The sequence below is a fragment of the Wolbachia endosymbiont (group B) of Melanargia galathea genome, assembly GCF_964030625.1.
Classification (GTDB): domain Bacteria; phylum Pseudomonadota; class Alphaproteobacteria; order Rickettsiales; family Anaplasmataceae; genus Wolbachia.
On record NZ_OZ034910.1, the window covers coordinates 1,386,928 to 1,403,911 of the forward strand.

The following is a 16,984-nucleotide window of genomic DNA, read 5'->3' on the forward strand; positions in this document are numbered from 1 at the left end:
TTATTGATGTAAGTACAATAAGGCCAAAAATTATACAAGAGGTCTGTTAAAATCACGTATGTCGATTGTCTTGAAGTCACACAATTGTTCTGTAGAGCTATGTCCTGTAATAATTACTGTACCGTTCTGCTCAGAGCGTATTGAGATTAGGTTCAATACTAATTCACATGTTGTGCTATCAAGATTACAGAAAGGTTCATCTATCAGCCAGATATTTGCATTAGAAATTAAAAGGCGGGCAAGCGCAACTCTTCTTTTCCAGCCTGCAGAAAGTTCACCATATCTAATGTTAAATACAGGTTGCAACTCTAAACAATAAGCAGCTGCCATAACTGATTCTCTAGTGTTCCGTATTCTTGCCCAGAATTCTATGTTTTCACCAATTGTTAAGCTATCTTTACAGGCGTTTTTATGTCCTACGTAAACCATGGAAGATATAAAGGATTTTGGATCATCATATATGTCTTTTCCGTAGTATCTTATATTGCCTGATACTGGCGGTAAGAGTCCAGATAAACTTCTGATTAAGCTGGTTTTGCCGCTACCATTTGGACCAGTGATTAAGATTTTTGATTTTGGCTCAGCTTTAAAATTGAGGTTTTTAAATAATACTTTGTTATTACGAGCACAGGATAGATTTTTACATTCAAGCATGGATTATCTGCCTTTTCCTTTATATTTACCCTTAGTTGAAGACTGAGCTTTTATAAATAGCTCCCAAAATCCTTTCTTATCACCTTCTCTGTGTATCAATTGTGCAAAATGTTTCATTAAACTATTACCCATCATAACCATCTTTGTCCATTTACCTAACGGTTTTGCTATATCAACTATTTCTAGATCTTCTTTGTAAACTTGCATATTCTTTTGTTTCTCCCTTAGCATTTCCTGTTGTTTCATCAACTCTTTTTGCTTATTTTTTTGATACAATTCATTAAATCTTCTATTTTCTTCCCACTCTTCTTTGAGAACTTTTAGAGGAAATATAATTTTCCTAATATGATTTTTGTATATTTTTCTCAAAAAGAGAGATACTGCAATTATAGCAAGTAATATCGTGCTATATGTAATGATTTGTCCGAACGGCATTTTTATACTCAGCTTATTGGCAAGCGGTATTTACAATTATACCATAACTATAGAAATTTTACAATTTTTTTCTGGATAAAGATAGTAGACTAAAAATTTCTAAAGGACAAAAGCAACGTATTTACGTACAGGCTATCAACTACTACACTCAAAACTGACAAGTGATTAATCATTGGAGAGTAGAGGAATCACGGCTCTCTAATGAATAAAGATGGACTGTGTCAAGCTGGTGAGTAAGGTGGAAATTGAATAATTGTTGGTTATCATGCTAGATCTACAATATAAGTTATAAAATTTTTAATCATTTTGGCTTATAATAATTTCTGAGTTAACCTTAGATTTCCTGAGCTGTGGTTTCTTTTACCCATGTTGAATTCCTAGCTTTTATACTCTAATTTAATTCCAGTTTTGACTATATAGGAGGTCACAATGTCAAACAATATCTATAGCGATCAAGTTAATAATAGTAATTTATATGCCAACAAACTTTTTTATGGTGAAGAGGGTGAGCAAGTCGAAAATCTAGGAGATCAGGTTGCGGAAAAAGAGGATGATAAATCAGAAGAAGATTTACTTCGTGACTGTAGAGATGAAACTAAGAAGGCAAAAGATAAGTTAATACAGTGTAAAAAAGATGCTGTGGAATCACAAAGAGAAATTACAAAATTAGAAGCAGAAGCTAGTGAATTAAAGTCACAGGTTCAAGAAGAAAGAGAGAAGGTAGAACAAACTAAGAATGAAGCTGAGGCAAAAGTTGATAAGTTAAAATTACAGGTTCAAGAAGAGAAAGGGAAGGTAGAACAAACTAAGAATGAAGCAAAAGCAGAAGTTGATGAGTTAAAATTACAGATTCAAGAAGAGAAAGGGAAGGTAGAACAAACTAAGAATGAAGCTGAGGCAGCAAAAGCAGAAGTTGATGAGTTAAAATTACAGGTTCAAGAAGAAAGAGAGAAGGTAGAACAAACTAAGAATGAAGCAAAAGCAGAAGTTGATGAGTTAAAATTACAGATTCAAGAAGAGAAAGGGAAGGTAGAACAAACTAAGAATGAAGCTGAGGCAGCAAAAGCAGAAGTTGATGAGTTAAAATTACAGATTCAAGAAGAGAAAGGGAAGGTAGAACAAACTAAGAATGAAGCAAAAGCAGAAGTTGATAAGTTAAAATTACAGATTCAAGAAGAGAAAGGGAAGGTAGAACAAACTAAGAATGAAGCTGAGGCAGCAAAAGCAGAAGTTGATGAGTTAAAATTACAGGTTCAAGAAGAAAGAGAGAAGGTAGAACAAACTAAGAATGAAGCAAAAGCAGAAGTTGATAAGTTAAAATTACAGGTTCAAGAAGAAAGAGAGAAGGTAGAACAAACTAAGAATGAAGCAAAAGCAGAAGTTGATAAGTTAAAATTACAGGTTCAAGAAGAAAGAGAGAAGGTAGAACAAACTAAGAATGAAGCTGAGGCAGCAAAAGCAGAAGTTGATGAGTTAAAATTACAGGTTCAAGAAGAAAGAGAGAAGGTAGAACAAACTAAGAATGAAGCTGAGGCAGCAAAAGAGGAAGTTTTGAGGTACAAAATTGAACAGGAGAAAGAAGAAGTGATGCAGAGTAAGATTGAAGGAGTAAAAGAAGAACTTTTAAAGTGTAAAATTAACATGGCAAAAGCAGAGACTGAGTGGTATAAAAAAGCAGCTGAAGAATGTAAAAATGAGAAAAGAATCGGTACAGATAAACCTAGTATTAAGGTAGGGAATGAAAATGATAGAGGCAAACATGTTACCAATGAAGTAGGGAATGAAAATGATAGAGGCAAACATGTTACCAATGAAGTAGGGAATGAAAATGATAGAGGCAAACATGTTACCAATGAAGTAGGGAATGAAAATGATAGAGGCAAACATGTTACCAATGAAGTAGGGAATGAAAGTGGAGAAATTACATCTCGAGAAATAACACCAGATCTTAGCCTGCCAGGAATTTGTGGGCCTAAGGCTACTTTGTATAAATCGAATAATAAGATAGGTTGTCAAGGTTTTAATACATCTGATTTATTAAAAGAACTCTATCCTGAGATGTATAGTAATTCTAAAATTTTGCCATATATAGAAAAGGGATCAGAGGGTATTTATAGTGTAGTAAATTTTAAATTTGCCTTTACTGATACTATTAGTTCAGCAGCCAACTTTGGTAATACGAAATGTCTTAAATGTATTGATAGTCCACGAGAGTTAGCTTGTCAGGACGAGAAGGTTAAGAGTTTCTGCCAATCTGGCAATGATTATGCTAATAAAGAATTAAACAAGAATTTTTTTTCTAGAGAATCATGTCCTGATCTCATCAAAGACCCCGGTGGAGCAAGTATTGTGAAAGCGAAACAAGTTGCACCATTGATAATTGTTAATAACGCAGGGAATATGATAGATAAAGAGGGCAATAATACTCAAGTACACTATAATTCATTAAAGCCTTATCTAAAGCTTAATGGTAAAATCAGGGACTGTGGAAATGATCAAAAGTGTAAAGATTATAATGCAATTATGGAGAAAGTTGCATGGGATAGTGATAAGGAAGTACTATTAAAAGCTGTCTTTAATAATGTGCAAAGAACAACTCCTTACTCTTATGATAATGAGGTTGGTTCTTTTCCCATTGATAATGAGTTGATATAAGAGAGAATGTTCTCTGGATTTTTTAGTTCAGAGAACACTTTTGTAGAAAAATAGAGTTGGTGACCTTACTCAAAAAAAAGTAGAGAAGAAGTTTTTGTTGTGAGAATAAATTTAGCAGAGTTTATAATATAATATTTAAGTTATTTATGATAAAAAATAGATTTTTTGCATAACCAGCCAGTCTGGGATTTAGCAAGAAAATCTAGATTCCAGCGTTACGCGCTGAAACTCTTTAAATTCCAGTAGTGCAAGAAATCTAATTTCTACGTATTCAAATATGGAAGTTCTAGTTTGCTGAACAGAACGTTGAGAAGTATCAATAAGAAGCTCCCTTTTGAGTAAACTTTTCTGCAACGGAGTTATCGTAATAACATCCCTTATGTACGTTGCATGAGCAGATTGGTCAAATATACGAAAGAGTTATAATACAGATTTTACTCAAAAAATATTGAAACAATCTCACACATCTTAAACTAAGTTCTCAATTTCTCAAAGAAATCTTTTAATAAAAGAGAACATTTTGTTTCTAATATTCCACCATAAACTTCAGGTATGTGGTTACAGAATTGAAATATTCTAGTGCCGTTTTCAACTCCTCCACCTTTGGGATTGTAAGCCCCGAAGTACAGACGTTTAATTTTTGCAAAAGAGATAGCTTGAGCGCACATCGGGCACGGCTCTAACGTTACGTACATTTCAGCTTCATAAAGCGTGGAAGTTGAAAATGCTTGTCTAATTGTTAACATTTCTGCATGTGCAGTTGGATCATTAGATATATTGTGTGCAGAGGAGATGATATTGTTTCCATTAACTATTACAGCGCCTATTGGCACTTCGCCATCTTTCTGAGCAAGTTTTGCTTGCTCTATGGCAAGTTCCATGTATTGGTACTTAAACATTAGGTGCTTGGGTAAATATAATTTTCTTTTCTTGGCTTTTCTATTTTTTCTAGGTTATAGAATTCACTAAGGACTATTGTCCTTTTTACAAGGCTATCTATTTCTCGCTTTAAATATTTTTTTATTTCTTCTACCGATTTTAGTTCGTTTATAGCTACAACTACTTCTTCCATTATATCCTCTATAATTTGATCCTCCTCTAATTTATATATTATTTGTTCTACATGCCTATTCAATTCCTCGAAGGTCGCAGATCCATATGTAATGCTATCTTTACTATTTCTTAGTAACATTTTTACCTCTCTATTAGAATAGAGTTTATTAAGTTCTATTAAACTCTATTGTCAATAGTTGCCTTAATAAATGATGTAAAGAGAGGATGAGGAGAAAATGGTCTTGATTGAAATTCTGGATGAAATTGCACACCAATAAACCATGAGTGATTTTTTAGCTCCACTGCCTCTATGCATGTTTTATCTTCTGATATACCACTGCATATCATTCCATTCTCTTCTAAGTTATTTTTATAATCTAAATTAACTATATATCTGTGTCTGTGTCTTTCTGAAATAGTGACACTACTATACACATTTGCCATTTTTGAATTTGGATTTACATTACACTTGTATGTTCCAAGTCTCATGGTTCCACCAAGATCAACGTTCTTACCATCAGCGAGCTTGATGATTGGGTGTTTGCAAGTATAAAATTCTTCAGAGTGTACATCTTCAAGCTTAATAACGTTACGAGCAAATTCAATCACTGCAAGCTGCATACCAAGACATATTCCTAAAAAAGGAATGTTATTTACACGGGCATAGTTTATTGCTAATATTTTACCTTCTATTCCATTATCACCAAATCCTCCTGGAACAAGGACTGAATTAGAGCTTTGTAATTTTTCTCTGATAAACTTTGCATCTATAGATTTTCCATTCTCTTCTCTTGAGTTGACCCAATTTATCTTCACTCTAGCTTTATTACTAATTGCACCATGGTTTAATGCTTCAATCAGTGATTTATATGCGTCAGGAAATTCAGTATATTTTCCTACTATGGAAACGATAACTTCTTGTGTTGGATGTTTCATAGAGTGTACTATTTGGTCCCATTCAGGTAAGCTTGGTTTTGGCTTACTTAAGTGAAAGTGATCCAAAATTTGTGCCCCGAGCCCACATTGATTATACAAGGACGGTAACTCGTATATATGGTTTACATCAGGAGCAGGTATTACGTTAGATAAAGAAACATTGCAAAGATTGGCTATCTTTTCTTTTTGATTATCGGAAATTTCTTTTTCACTGCGACATAATATAATATCTGGTTGTAACCCCGCAGAGTTTAACTCTCGAACTGAATGCTGTGTCGGTTTTGTCTTTAATTCTTGTGCTGCAGTGAGATATGGTATTAAAGTTAAGTGAATAAGGATAACTTTTTGCTTTCCTAGTTTATAATTAACTTGGCGTATAGCTTCCAAAAACGGTTGGCTTTCAATATCACCTACGGTTCCGCCTATTTCGCATATTACAAAATCTAAATCTTCTGTACCATTAAAAATGAAAGATTTGATTAAATCTGTCACATGAGGAATGATTTGCACAGTTTTGCCTAGATAATCACCACACCTTTCCTTCTTTAATAATTTATTATATACTTTACCAGTTGTTATATTGTCGTCCTTGGTTGCTTTAATTTTAGTAAAACGCTCGTAATGTCCAAGGTCTAAATCAGTTTCAGCACCATCCTCAGTAACAAATACTTCCCCGTGCTGAGCTGGGCTCATTGTTCCAGGATCAATGTTGAGATATGGGTCAAGCTTTCTGATGCGAACATTGAATCCATGAGCTTGAAGAAGTGCTCCCACACTTGAAGCAACTAAACCCTTACCAAGTGATGAAACAACTCCACCTGTAACAAAGATAAACTTGGTTTCTTTCATTAATTTTCAAATGGAACAGAAGTTGATTGGCCTTCTTGCTTCTTTTCTGATATAATCTTCTCTGCAATTGATTTTTTATGTACATCTTTTGAACATAATCCTGATAGTAACAGTGTATTTATAATGAACAATCCAGCAACTATAGAAGTTATTCTACTGAGTGGATTTTCAGAAGACTTTACCGGAATTATTGAATTCATTTGCTGTTGTGAATTACTAAAGCCACTTAATGAACTACTTCCAGGTGGCTGCAGGAGTACTAAAATTACCAATACAACAACTAATATTATTTGAAGTACACTAAGTACTGTTACTGACATTATGAATAGAGCTAAAAATAAAGATTTTAGGAGCATAAGGATCATAAGTCAAGAATATCTTTACCCGAGTAACTTGACTACTGGAACCCAAGTATGTATTAAACCTTATTTAAATTATGAGCTATCAAATTTTAAAATACAAAGATTATGAACCAAAAATGGATGAAAGTTCTTTTATCGCAGATGGTGTGCGTATCATAGGTAACGTTGAAATAGGAAGGAATGCGAGTATCTGGTTTAATTGTGTGATCAGAGGAGATGTTGGATCAATCAAAATAGGTGATGAAACGAATATTCAAGATGGCACCGTAATTCATGTAGATAGAAATCCAGGCGGTGACACGATTATTGGTAGTATAGTGACGGTTGGACATTTTTGTGTGTTACATGCATGCACGATACATGATAAAGCATTTATTGGTATGGGCTCTGTTATAATGGATCATGCGATTGTCGAGTCTGGAGCTATGGTAGCTGCTGGCTCACTGGTGACACATGGAAAAGTGATAAAAAGTGGTGAAGTATGGGCTGGCAGGCCAGCACAATTCTTCAAAAAAATGTCAGATGAGGAAATAAAACATATTACACAATCTGCACAAAATTATATCATGCTGATGAAAGAATATAAGGCTATATGCTAGGTTGAGAAATCTTCAGCTCTGATGCACATTCTACGTTAACTACTTCAAAAGTTTCTTCAACTATATAATGCTTATCAATATAAGCTTCTTCAACTCTAGGAATATGCTGATTAATAAAACTACCTCTGACTAGAATATCCTTTACTGGCCAGTTTGTTTCTATCTGAGTACCTGATGATTTAGCTGCACATTTTGTCCATGCTGACGTTAGAAAAAGAGATATAGTATTGTTTGAGTTAAGAAAGAAATTTACACGACTCCTGCAGTATTCAAGCGATTTGCCCACTGGATAATCTGGTATTTCACCTACAACCTTTCTTATTAACCAATTGCACTCTTTGGTAAATATGCTTGCTTCTTTTGGAACTTGTAGCGGTATTATAATATCATTGCTAATTCTATTTTCTTCTTGAGAAAAAAGTTCGGTGTAAGCTCCTTTTTTACTGTGTTTCTCAAAATACTTAGGAAAATAAATATTGAGATATTCAGAGTGTAATTCTATTCGACTTTTCTGATCATTTTCTAAGATAAACGTATATTTATCACCATTTTGCTTAAGTTCGCATAACTTAAATTTACTAAGGTCAGAGTCTGGAAATGGCTTTTCAATTTCAAAAGCAAGTGTAAGAGTGTGCGTTGTGTGATCAAGTTCATTTTTTTCTTGTAGACCATCTTGTAGACTATAGTACTTATTTTTTTCATACTCTTTTCCTTCTATGTTAGCACTCACTTCCTCTTCATCCAAATTTTCAATAGCATCAAAAAATTCTTCTTCATCCAGATCTCTTTCTTTTTCACCTGGCTCTTGTTCTTTCAGAGAATCATACCATACATCCTCTTCATTAACTTTCTCCTCTATTGTATTTTCTACACTTATTTTTCTTGTATGATCATTTCCATTGCTAGCAGTTGTTTGATGATGTGTATCGTTAGTTTGAAAAAAGCTCTTTACTTTTGATATTAAGCTAATCCATGAAAGTCTGACTTGATTAAGTAGCCATTTAAAACTCTTCATTGTTTTACCCCAACCTAATTACTAAAAATTGTAACAGAATAAATTAAATATGTCAATAAGATACACAAATTGTACTAACTGGGAATTAGTGGCAGCACTTAACATCTGTGTAAATTTTGACATAGGCGTTTTCTGCATTTTAACCAAATCAGTAAGGAGAACACCATTGATATTCTCCTTTTAGAAGCAACTTGAATAAAACTGATAAAGTTTGAATTAAAGTGTGATTAGGAAAGTGAGTGATGAGAACTCTTTATTTGGACTTCTTTTGATTCATCTATTTTAGTATTAGGTCTTAGTGCTTCATATGTAGCACCACCAGCTACGAGTGCAGATGCTGTAGCTATGCCAATTATTGCTAATATACTTAGTCTAGTTGTATGTTCAAGTATAGTACTTGCTACCAGCCCAACAGCAAGACCAACACCAATAACAGCAGTGTACAACATTCTAGGATTATTTGAATTAGGCATATAGCTCACTAACTCTCTGCAACACTTTTCTGATTCTTTCTTTATATCCTCGAGCTTATTTAGATCTTCTTCTTCTATTTTAGCATTTAATTCTAGTTTCTTACATAATTCTTGCATTTCTTTTACTTGTTTTTCTAATTTTTTTAAAAAATTTATTATTTTTGTTCCTTGTAATTTTATTATTGTTTCCTTAAGTAGTAACGTTGATATTGGCATTGCTATTTCTTCTATCTCTTTTTCTGTTTTCCTTTCCAATTCCACTACTTTTTCTATTCCTTCGTCTGATATTTCAGTGTCTTTTTTTAGTTCTATTTCAAATTTTCTTTTTTTCAACTCTGATTTTGCTTCTTCTAATGATTCTAATGCATTCCATAGCTTTTCACCAGAATTCTGACTCCGTTTTGGTGACATAGACTGACTGCCTTTGAACTTTTTTGGTGATATGGGCTGATTTTTACCATCTTTAAGCTTTTTTGAGTTTTCACCAGCACTTACTTTAGCCATAATAAACCTCGCATATTAAATAATGCTATTACATAATATCTTTAAAGCTCAAGGTCAAATAGTATCTTTACATAATATAAATCATAAACAGAAAATTTTAGTGTAAATTGCCATATTTACTTTGTGCTACGGTTTGAGATAGAATAACAACTTGCTTCAAATATGGAAAGGCAGTACAACTCTATAATCAAGTTACTGAACTCTCATTTACTCCTCTTTTTTTGTAAAACAATCTACAATTCATTAGAAGATCTTCAGATAGACGTTGATCATTGGTTGTGTTTTTACAATGAGACAAGACCTCATTCTAGTAAATATTGTTATGGCGATGTAGACTTTCCTGAATAGAAAACATATTAGAAAAATATTAGTAGCATTACATAAGAGACTGATATTAGTTTTCAATTTTTCTGTTAGTTAATTCTTGCTTGCTAGGTTAAGTTGTGTCTGGTAACCATAATGGCAAATCTTGTTAATTTGAGGCGTGGATTTTAGCCTCTCTCATCCTTACATTAGTTACATATTCTTTCGCAGAGGGCTAATGATAGCAATGAATTTATTAGTAAAATTCAGTAATTTATAACTGACAATTAGAGCTGTTAATTAGCAACTCACTTTAAATAAGTTACTCAACTGTGACAGATTTAGCTAAATTTCTCGGACAATCTACATCTAACCCTTTTTTTTCTGCAATAGAATAAGCAAGAAATTGCATAGCAACACTGTAGATAATTGGAGAAACAAAATTGTCAACTTCTGGAAGTTGCACCACATCTATGCAAATTCCCTTTAAGAGCGGTGCTCCTTGCTTATCACTAAAGGCAATTACTTTACCTTTTCTTGCAATAATCTCTTGTATATTGGATAGCGTTTTAAAGAATAAATTATCGTAAGGAATAATTGCGATAACAAGTACAGTAGAGTCTATCAAGGCGATAGAACCGTGCTTCATTTCTCCCGCTGCAATACCAATTGTGTTGATATATGAAAGCTCTTTTATCTTCAATGCACCTTCCATTGCAACTCCATATGAGCTTCCTCTCCCAATTATAATTATATTATTGTGCTCTAATATACTGCCTGATATATGTTGTATTTCCATCACATTCAAAACATGCTCTACATGTTCGGGAATGGAATTAATAGCACCGCTTAGTTCCTTTATCCTCTCTCTACCCAGTATACCTTTTATTTTTCCAAGCTCTACAGCAAAGCATGCTAAAATTGCAAGCTGCGTAGAAAAGGTTTTTGTCGAAGCAACACCAATCTCAGGTCCAGCAAGAGTATGCAATACAATATCTGAGGCTTTTTCTATGCTGCTATTAAATGTATTAATTATGCTAATGATCATTTGTTTCTGCAATCTCGCATAACGTAGTGCTTCCATAGTATCTGCAGTTTCACCAGATTGAGAAATGAATAAGCCAATACTACCTTCTTCGAGCTTGACGCTGCTATACCTAAATTCTGACGAGATTTCTAGATATACCCGAATTTGAGCAATACTTTCCAGCCAACACTTTGCTATTAGTCCAGCAAAATAGGATGAACCGCATCCAACTATAGTAATGTAACCTAGTTCAGAAAATAATTCTTTGTTGATTTCTTTATATTGTTTATAAAATTGATTTATTGTTTTGTTTAATGCATACGGTTGCTCAAAAATTTCTTTTAGCATAAAGCTAGGGTAACCATTTTTACTAATTAGAAAATTTCTTGGACTGCTATTTTCTGTTCTGCGTTTAACTTGTATACCATTATTATATATACTGAATTCGTTAGATTTTATTACTGCAATATCATTATCTTCTAAATGCAATATTTTTTCTACAAATGAATTCAAAGTATTAGTATCAGAAGCAGCAAACACTTTATTACAGTTATATCCTATTGCTAAAGGCAAATTTCTTTTTGCAACAAATAAAGTATCTGGATATTCTGCAAATAATAAAGCCAAAGCAAGTGAACCTTGTAAATTGTTTAGACACTGTAATATAGAATCAATTGGTGATAACCCTTCATCAAGATATGAAGTTAATATGTTTGGTATCACTTCTGTATCAGTATCGGTGTGGAAAGATACTCCCTTTTCTTCCAGATCCTTTTTTAATATATTGTAATTTTCAATTATGCCATTATGAGCAACAACAACATTATTTATATAAATGGGATGAGCATTTTTAAGATTTGGAGCTCCATGTGTAGCCCAACGAGTATGTGCTATACCAACTTTGCTACTAGATATCTTGCTCTCATGAACAACTTCACACAATCTTTCAACTTTACCTTCTGATTTTTTTACTTCTATCTTACCTCTATTATTTATAATTGCTATACCTGAAGAGTCATAACCTCTGTATTCCAATTTTTGCAACGCGGTTAGTAAAGTTGGTATTACTGAATCACCGCTACTTACTATACCTAATATTCCACACACTTCTTAAATTATGAAGCATTTTTGTCTTTTTTACTTTCCTCTAGTTTATTTTTCTTGCCATTCTTTTCAACTTTGCTTTTTTCAATAGATTTAGCTACTGGCTTTTGAATTTCTTTATTTAAGATTTCAGATATAGCAGACTTTAGGATTTTTATTTCAATTTTTGGTGCTATTTCTAGTATTAGTTGTGCATTTACTTCGTCAACTTTGTTTACTTCACCTATTATTCCACTAGAAGTAATAACCGTATCACCACGTTTTATTTGATCTATCATCCTTCTATGTTCTTTTAGTTTTTTGTGATTGGGACGAATAATGAGAAAATAAAATACTACAAATATTAAAATGAGTGGAATAAAGCTAGCAACAGATGCTGATACATTGTTAGTCGCATCTGCCGCAAAAACCTCAGAAATGAACATATTTAATCCCAATTATTAACGATAAAGTTAAATAGATTAAGCAGCAATTACAATATCATGTCAAGTCTCTGAAAGAAATTAATTCAAATTAATAAGAAACTTAAGGAATTTTAAGGTGTTTCTGCTGTAATGGCGGGAGTGATGAGACTTGAACTCACGACCTCATGCGTGACAGGCATGCGCTCTAACCAACTGAGCTACACCCCCCATTGCTTTTTAACGTTTGCAATCTTAAAGCTAATCAACGTGTTGCTACTTGTCAATATTTTTTGTTTGCGCTTTTTTGTCTTTTTTATTACTATGTAAATAACTTAATTTCACACATGGCTTATGCAAGTAGTCCCGTTAGGGTTATGCCATGGAGGATAAACTATTTGGAGGAGTAAATATGACAAATTTGCCTAAAGTCACTATACGTGATTTAGCTGAATCTGGTGTGCATTTTGGCCATAAAGTTAGTCGCTGGAATGCGAAAATGGCCCCATATATATATGGTGTACATCAACAGAATCGTATACACATAATAGACTTACGAAAAACATTACCATTGTTAGAGGCGGCAATGAAAGCTTTATACGATGTTGCATCTCAAGATGGTCGCATTTTATTTGTTGGTACGAAATTTCAAGCTTTAGATATTGTTGCAAGTGAAGCGGTTCGTTGTGGTCAATATTATGTAAATGATCGATGGCTTGGTGGTATGCTTACTAATTGGAACACTGTTTCTTCTTCGATAAAAACTTTGATACAATATGAGAAAATATTAAATGATGAAGATAGTATCTTAACAAAAAAAGAATTAGGAAATATTGAAAAGAAAAGAAAAAAGCTTGATAAAGAATTGGGTGGCATTAGAGAAATGGGAGCAGTTCCTGATATTTTATTCATTATTGATACTAACAAAGAGCATATAGCGGTTAAAGAGGCTAAAAAACTGGGTATTCCTGTAGTTGGAGTACTTGATACCAATTCTGACCCAGATGATATTGCCTATCCTATATCAGGAAATGATGATTCAAGAAAATCAATAGAGCTCTACTGTAAATTAGCTGCTGATTCTATATTAGCTGGAATAGAGTCTAGTTTGACAAGGTCTAGAGTTAAGGATGATGAGCTTATTCAAGAAAAAGAAGGGGGTATTGTGCAAACTAAAAAGAAGCGTATGAAGGATGAAACAGAAAGGGAGGTAATAGTAAGTAAATGAAGATGGATTCAAGTAGTATAAGGGAATTACGCGATAGAACAGGGCTTGGCTTAAGCGATTGTAAGAAAGCGTTAGAAGAGTGTGATGGTGATATTAAGAAAGCCGTTGATAGGTTACGTACAATAGGATTTGCTAAAGCTGACAAAAAGTCTGATAGAGTAGCTTCAGATGGGCTTATTGCTATGTGCTTGGCTAAAAATTATGGTGTATTGGTTAAAGTCAATTGTGAAACTGATTTTGTTGCTAGAAATGAGAAGTTCATAGCATTAGTTTCAAATTTAGCATCAATTGCTTGTCAAGAACGTTGTACTAGTCTTGATGAGTTAAAAAATGCCAAATATGAAGATGTTGGTACAGTACAGGAAGCTATTATGAGTGGTACATCGGTTCTTGGTGAGAAGTTAGAGTTAAGCAATCTTTGCTACCTAGAGACTAAGGATGGGATTATTGCTGGCTATGTACATGGTGATATGCATGGCTTAGGTAAGATTGGTGCTTTAGTAGCATTGCAATCATCTGGTGATAAACAAGAGATTGGAAAGCAAATAGCTATGCATGTAGTTGCTATGAAACCTGAAGCTTTATCTATAGATGATTTAGATCAAGAAAAATTAAACAATGAGCGTTCTATAATTGAGGAGCAAGTAAAGAGCTTAAATAAACCTGAAGAGGTAGCGAAAAAAATAGTAGATGGACGAATGGCTAAATACTATGAAGAAGTTGTTCTACTAGAGCAGAAGTTTATAAAAGATGATAAAATGAAGATTGCTGATTTTATAGAATCAAGTGCTGTTAAATTAGCTAATTATAAGTTACTTACTTTGGATGGTGCAAATAAGTAACAAAACTTCAGAAGTAAAGTACCCCAGAGTGTTATTCAAAATCTCTGGGGAGGCTTTGATGGGATCAAAGCTATTTGGCCATGATATGGAAGTTATAGATAAACTATCCAAAGACATAGTTGAAGTTTGTAATCTCGGAGTTCAAGTTTGTATTGTTGTTGGTGGTGGGAATATTTTTCGTGGTGCATCAGCATCTTTAAGTGGCTGTGAAAGAGCAAGCAGTGATTATATTGGAATGCTTGGTACTGTTATTAATGCTTTAATTTTGCAAAATTTTTTAGAAAAAAGCTCTATAGTCTCTAGGGTGTTGTCTGCTATACCTATGACTACTATATGTGAACCTTATATAAGAAGGAAGGCTATTCATCATTTAGAAGAGGGCAGGGTGATAATTTTTGCAGCAGGAACGGGTAATCCATTTTTTACTACGGATACAGCTGCAGCTTTACGCGCTGTTGAAATGAATTGTAATGTTATTTTAAAAGGTACGCAAGTAAGTGGCGTGTATTCTGCTGATCCAAAAAAAAATGAGAATGCTGTAATGTACGATAGGCTTTCTTACACAGATTTGTTAACTCGTGATTTGAAGGTTATGGATGCGTCAGCAATTTCACTTGCTCGTGAAAATTCTATTCCAATTGTAGTTTTTTCTTTGAAAAGTGAAAAAATGGTCAATATTATTAAAGGTCAAGGTACTTATACTATAGTCTCAGATTATAAACATTAGGTAATTTATGTTAAACGAAATAAAAGCTAAAACAAAAGAAAGAATGCTAAAAACTATTCAGTCTTTTCATGATGATATGAAAGGTGTACGTACTGGTAGAGCTAACTCATCATTACTTGATGGTATAGTTGTAAATATCTATGGTGGACATCAAAAACTGAACCAAGTTGCAGGCGTTTCAGCTATAGATAACAAAACTCTATCAGTTAAAGTTTGGGATGCTACTGTTGTCGGTGAAGTGAAAAATGCGATAATCAATGCTAACCTAAATTTAAATCCTGTTGTTGAAGGAAATACTATACGTATAGTTCTTCCAGACTTAACACAAGAAACTCGTGAAAAATTAGTGAAACTATTGCATCAATTTTCTGAAAATGCACGAGTTGCAATTAGAAATATACGCAGAGATGTTATGGAAGAAATAGAGGAAATGAAGAAAAATAAGGAAATCTCAGAAGATGATTTTCATGTTGCCAAAAAGGAAATACAAAACATTACTGATGATAATGTAAAAAAAGTCGATGATGACTTATCTATTAAAGAAAAGGATATATTGCATCATTAAGTTAATATGAAAGAATTTTTCAGTATTGAAAAACATAAGAGGATTCGATATAGATACAGTTGTATGAATGCTGTGATTCAGATCTCATCATTACGCACACATTTGATCGTTATACCTTTTGAAATCTAGAAAAAAAGCTTTTCAGTTTGATTTTTTATTACGATAATTAAGTTTACACTCTTGAGCGAAAACGATGCTGAAACGCCTTTTCCTTATTTTTGCATTTGTATTACTCATCCCACTGTCAAATGTTGATGCCAGAAGATATATCAGAATTGTTGGATCTTCAACTGTTTTTCCTTTTATCTCATTTATATCTGAAGAATTCAGCCGTATATTTTCCTTTAAAACTCCAGTTGTAGAATCGATAGGAAGTGGATCAGGGTTCAAAATGTTTTGTTCAGGAATAGGGGAAGGCACACCAGATATCACTACTTCATCTCGCCCTATGAAGGAAGTAGAGAGAGAATTATGTAAAAGAAATAAAGTGAATGAAGTAATAGAGATAATAATTGGCTATGATGGAATTGTTATTGCAAATTCAAATCAAAGCCATAGATTTGATTTTACAAAAAATGACCTGTTTGAAACTTTATCTTCATATTCTGAAGACAATGATAGATTAGTAAAGAATAACAAGAAATTTTGGTCTGATGTAAATCAAGCTCTACCAAAAACAGAAATTAAAATCTATGGCCCACATCAAAATACAGGTACACATGAAACTTTGATTAATTTTATTATGCTTGATCAATATTCATGTATGAACTCAAGGATTTTCAAAGAGAATTATCAAGACCAAGAAAAAAGAAAGAAAGCATGTAGTAATATCAGAGATGATGGAAGATATATAGAAGTTGGAATTAATGAAAACATAATAATACAAAAATTGAAGAGCAATAAAAATGCTTTAGGAATATTTAGCTTCAGCTTTTTAGCGAAAAACCAAGATGAGATTCAAGGAAGCACAATCGCAGGAATTGAGCCAACTTATAAAAATATATCATCGGGGGAGTATATGTTAGCAAGGCCTTTATATCTTTATATAAAGAAAGAACACTTAGATACTGTTGATGGATTAAGGGAATTCATTAGAGAAGTTGTAGACTCTATTAGTACTGAAGGTGGATATTTATCTAGGCTTGGCTTAATTCCACTTTCAAGCGAAAATATAAAAAAAGTCTTGGAAAAGGTTCGTGATATAATATGATGACTTTGATATTTTTTTATTCTGGATACTAGGTTAAAAATA

The 16,984-nt window shown here is 33.1% G+C and carries 17 protein-coding genes, 1 tRNA gene and 1 pseudogene; 8 read left to right on the forward strand and 11 right to left on the reverse strand.

Translation table 11 applies throughout. The features are described from left to right. Positions 1 to 30: 30 nt before the first annotated feature. Both ccmA and AAHF52_RS06435 read right to left on the reverse strand, forming a co-directional pair. A complete protein-coding gene (gene ccmA / locus AAHF52_RS06430; RefSeq protein ID WP_007302587.1) occupies positions 31 to 654 on the reverse strand; it encodes a heme ABC exporter ATP-binding protein CcmA in 624 nt (207 codons plus the stop codon). 3 nt (positions 655 to 657) lie between these two features. Next, positions 658 to 1,089, reverse strand: a complete 432-nt coding sequence (locus AAHF52_RS06435) for a hypothetical protein (RefSeq protein WP_052265043.1) — start codon at positions 1,087 to 1,089, stop codon at positions 658 to 660. Between the two features lie 429 nt (positions 1,090 to 1,518). Between AAHF52_RS06435 and AAHF52_RS06440 the strand changes: the two genes are divergently transcribed. Beyond that, positions 1,519 to 3,744 (forward strand): hypothetical protein, encoded by a 2,226-nt coding sequence (locus AAHF52_RS06440; RefSeq protein WP_342068402.1) that lies wholly within the window; start codon positions 1,519 to 1,521, stop codon positions 3,742 to 3,744. 473 nt (positions 3,745 to 4,217) lie between these two features. Here AAHF52_RS06440 and AAHF52_RS06445 read toward each other — a convergent pair whose 3' ends face one another. Genes AAHF52_RS06445 through secG form a run of 4 tightly spaced genes read right to left on the reverse strand, consistent with a single transcriptional unit; the run spans position 4,218 to position 6,902 of the window. Beyond that, entirely contained in the window at positions 4,218 to 4,625 is a 408-nt protein-coding gene (locus tag AAHF52_RS06445; protein WP_010404879.1) for a nucleoside deaminase, read from the reverse strand. 17 nt (positions 4,626 to 4,642) lie between these two features. Beyond that, entirely contained in the window at positions 4,643 to 4,936 is a 294-nt protein-coding gene (locus AAHF52_RS06450) for a hypothetical protein (protein WP_007302591.1), read from the reverse strand. A gap of 38 nt (positions 4,937 to 4,974) precedes the next feature. After that, a complete protein-coding gene (locus AAHF52_RS06455; protein WP_007302592.1) occupies positions 4,975 to 6,582 on the reverse strand; it encodes a CTP synthase in 1,608 nt (535 codons plus the stop codon). After that, on the reverse strand, positions 6,582 to 6,902 hold the full coding sequence (secG, locus tag AAHF52_RS06460; RefSeq protein WP_213863938.1) for a preprotein translocase subunit SecG: 321 nt from the start codon (positions 6,900 to 6,902) through the stop codon (positions 6,582 to 6,584). The genes AAHF52_RS06455 and secG overlap by 1 nt, the downstream gene beginning before the upstream one ends. A gap of 116 nt (positions 6,903 to 7,018) precedes the next feature. Here secG and AAHF52_RS06465 point away from each other — a divergent pair, with 116 nt between their 5' ends. Further along, positions 7,019 to 7,543 carry a gamma carbonic anhydrase family protein gene (locus AAHF52_RS06465; protein WP_213863939.1) on the forward strand — a complete coding sequence of 175 codons (525 nt, stop codon included), beginning with the start codon at positions 7,019 to 7,021 and terminating at the stop codon, positions 7,541 to 7,543. On the opposite strand, the gene AAHF52_RS06470 is transcribed toward AAHF52_RS06465, so the two are convergent. Together AAHF52_RS06470 and AAHF52_RS06475 are read right to left on the reverse strand one after the other, a co-directional pair. Beyond that, positions 7,533 to 8,558, reverse strand: coding sequence for a hypothetical protein (locus tag AAHF52_RS06470; protein ID WP_342068403.1), 1,026 nt, complete (start codon positions 8,556 to 8,558; stop codon positions 7,533 to 7,535). The genes AAHF52_RS06465 and AAHF52_RS06470 overlap by 11 nt on opposite strands. A gap of 227 nt (positions 8,559 to 8,785) precedes the next feature. Then, positions 8,786 to 9,535, reverse strand: a complete 750-nt coding sequence (locus AAHF52_RS06475; RefSeq protein ID WP_007302596.1) for a hypothetical protein — start codon at positions 9,533 to 9,535, stop codon at positions 8,786 to 8,788. A gap of 213 nt (positions 9,536 to 9,748) precedes the next feature. Here AAHF52_RS06475 and AAHF52_RS07220 point away from each other — a divergent pair. Next, positions 9,749 to 9,862, forward strand: a pseudogene (locus AAHF52_RS07220) (IS481 family transposase); the annotation flags it as partial. Between the two features lie 298 nt (positions 9,863 to 10,160). Here AAHF52_RS07220 and glmS read toward each other — a convergent pair. The 3 genes from glmS to AAHF52_RS06490 all read right to left on the reverse strand — a co-directional run bounded on the left by glmS (position 10,161) and on the right by AAHF52_RS06490 (position 12,601). Continuing rightward, positions 10,161 to 11,972, reverse strand: coding sequence for a glutamine--fructose-6-phosphate transaminase (isomerizing) (glmS, locus tag AAHF52_RS06480; RefSeq protein WP_007302597.1), 1,812 nt, complete (start codon positions 11,970 to 11,972; stop codon positions 10,161 to 10,163). An 8-nt stretch (positions 11,973 to 11,980) separates the two neighbouring features. Continuing rightward, complete coding sequence (yajC, locus tag AAHF52_RS06485) at positions 11,981 to 12,394, reverse strand: preprotein translocase subunit YajC (protein ID WP_006012489.1); 414 nt, start codon at positions 12,392 to 12,394, stop codon at positions 11,981 to 11,983. A 130-nt stretch (positions 12,395 to 12,524) separates the two neighbouring features. Beyond that, a tRNA-Asp gene (locus AAHF52_RS06490) sits at positions 12,525 to 12,601 on the reverse strand. A gap of 181 nt (positions 12,602 to 12,782) precedes the next feature. Here AAHF52_RS06490 and rpsB point away from each other — a divergent pair. The 5 genes from rpsB to AAHF52_RS06515 all read left to right on the forward strand — a co-directional run bounded on the left by rpsB (position 12,783) and on the right by AAHF52_RS06515 (position 16,942). Next, the gene (gene rpsB, locus AAHF52_RS06495) at positions 12,783 to 13,598 is read left to right on the forward strand and encodes a 30S ribosomal protein S2 (protein WP_012482019.1); all 816 of its coding nucleotides are present in this window, start codon (positions 12,783 to 12,785) and stop codon (positions 13,596 to 13,598) included. After that, positions 13,595 to 14,440 carry a translation elongation factor Ts gene (gene tsf / locus AAHF52_RS06500; protein ID WP_108784350.1) on the forward strand — a complete coding sequence of 282 codons (846 nt, stop codon included), beginning with the start codon at positions 13,595 to 13,597 and terminating at the stop codon, positions 14,438 to 14,440. Before rpsB ends, tsf begins: the two co-directional genes overlap by 4 nt. Continuing rightward, the gene (pyrH, locus tag AAHF52_RS06505; protein ID WP_015588403.1) at positions 14,424 to 15,167 is read left to right on the forward strand and encodes a UMP kinase; all 744 of its coding nucleotides are present in this window, start codon (positions 14,424 to 14,426) and stop codon (positions 15,165 to 15,167) included. Before tsf ends, pyrH begins: the two co-directional genes overlap by 17 nt. A 7-nt stretch (positions 15,168 to 15,174) precedes the next feature. Then, positions 15,175 to 15,732, forward strand: a complete 558-nt coding sequence (gene frr / locus AAHF52_RS06510) for a ribosome recycling factor (protein WP_214303504.1) — start codon at positions 15,175 to 15,177, stop codon at positions 15,730 to 15,732. A 193-nt stretch (positions 15,733 to 15,925) separates the two neighbouring features. Continuing rightward, complete coding sequence (locus AAHF52_RS06515; RefSeq protein WP_012482020.1) at positions 15,926 to 16,942, forward strand: substrate-binding domain-containing protein; 1,017 nt, start codon at positions 15,926 to 15,928, stop codon at positions 16,940 to 16,942. Positions 16,943 to 16,984 lie beyond the last annotated feature (42 nt).